The organism is Kineococcus glutinatus (assembly GCF_039542765.1).
In the GTDB taxonomy this organism is placed as follows: domain Bacteria; phylum Actinomycetota; class Actinomycetes; order Actinomycetales; family Kineococcaceae; genus Kineococcus_A; species Kineococcus_A glutinatus.
In genome coordinates, this window is sequence record NZ_BAABIL010000705.1 from 1 (window position 1) to 1,528 (window position 1,528).

Here is a 1,528-nt window from a genome sequence, read left to right on the forward strand (position 1 = left end):
GCCGCCGGCGGGGTCGGCGTGCAGCAGCAGCACGGGCCGCGGCCACAGCGCGGCGACGAGCGCGGCGCTCGTCGTCACCCCGGGGGCGCCCTTGGCGGAGCAGAAGGTCACCAGGGCCACGGGTCAGCCCCTCGCCAGGTCGACGACGGGCGCGGTGGAGCCGGCCAGCGCCGCCAGCGCGACCTGCCCGGCGGCCGCCGCCGAGACCAGGGCCCCCGCGCTGTCGGCGGGCACGAGCAGCGACACCGACGTGCTGTCGGCGGCCGCGGCGGCACCGTCGGCGGACACCACGCGCGCGGCCGCCAGCAGCACCTCGCCGGGCGTCCCCGCGGCCGACGTCCCGTCGCCGCCACCGACGAGGTAGACCCGCACGACGTCGCCGGTGACCAGCGGCTGCGCGGGGCGCTGGGTGGGGCCGAGCACGGCGCCCACGACGACCGCGCCGTCGGGCACGACACCGCCGGCGACGAACATCGTGCGGTTGACGAGGGTGCCGGCGGGGATGCGGCCGCTGGCGTGGGTGCCCACGAAGTTCGCGCGGGCGGCGGCGGGCACGACCTCGCCGCCGTCGGCCGCCACCCGGGCCACGGCGAAGTCGTCGTCGGTGAGCAGCTGGCCGGCCTCGACGTCCTCGCGGGTGACGAGGACGTCGACGCGGTCGCCGCTGCGGTGCACGACGAGGGCGCTGCCCAGCCCGCCGCCGACGACGAGCAGCGCGGCGAGCGCGGCCAGCGCCGGGCGGCGGTCCCGCACGGGGGTGGGCGGGCGGCGCAGCGGGCTCGGGGCGTCGAGGACCGCGGTGGCGGCGGGGCGCGGCATGGGGTTCTCCTGGCGGGGGGCGCGGCGTGGGCGCGGGTGGCGCACGTCGTGGGCGCGGGTGGGGCACGGGTGGGCACGGCGTGGGGCACGGGCCCGGCGGGGCGCGGCCCGGGGCACAGCTCGAACGTAGGTGCAGCACACCGGGTCCACGGTCACCGCGCGTATCGGCTCGCCCGGCCGGGCGACGACTTCCGCCCGATGGGAGCAACGCAGAGTGACGATCGCCCGGGCCGCGGATCCGCGCGCTGCGGGAGTGCACGGAACGGACCGGCTGTGCGTCTGTTGTGGTGTGACCTTCGAGGAGTTCGCCACCGCCCGGTTGCCGGAGCTGCTGCGCTACGCCACGGCGCTCACCGGCGACCGGGACCTGGCCCAGGACGTGGTGCAGGAGGTGCTGGCCCGGACGCAGCTGCGCTGGCGCTCGGTGGCCGCCGCCGGCTCCCCGGAGGGTTACGTGCGCCGGATGGTGCTCAACGAGTACCTGTCGTGGCGGCGGCGCTGGTCCGTGCGGCACGTGCAGGCCGTCGGCGAGCGCCTCGTGGACCTCGGCGACGCCCGCACGGGCGGCCGCGACCTCGCCGGCGACGTCGTGCTGCGCGACGACCTGTGGCGGCGGCTGGCGGCGCTGCCGCGCAAGCAGCGCGCCGTCCTGGTGCTGCGCTACTACGAGGGCTGCGACGACGAGGAGATCGCCGAGCTGCTCTCCTGC

2 protein-coding genes are annotated in these 1,528 nt (G+C 78.5%); one reads left to right on the plus strand and one right to left on the minus strand.

All coding sequences use genetic code 11. The annotated features are described in order from the left end of the window. Positions 1–123: 123 nt before the first annotated feature. Positions 124–819: an SAF domain-containing protein gene (locus tag ABEB16_RS20400; RefSeq protein WP_345714023.1), complete on the minus strand. Its 696-nt coding sequence runs from the start codon at positions 817–819 to the stop codon at positions 124–126. Positions 820–1,072: 253 nt separating this feature from the next. Between ABEB16_RS20400 and ABEB16_RS20405 the strand changes: the two genes are divergently transcribed. Next, the coding region (locus ABEB16_RS20405) for a sigma-70 family RNA polymerase sigma factor (RefSeq protein WP_345714024.1) at positions 1,073–1,528 on the plus strand (456 nt) is incomplete at its 3' end.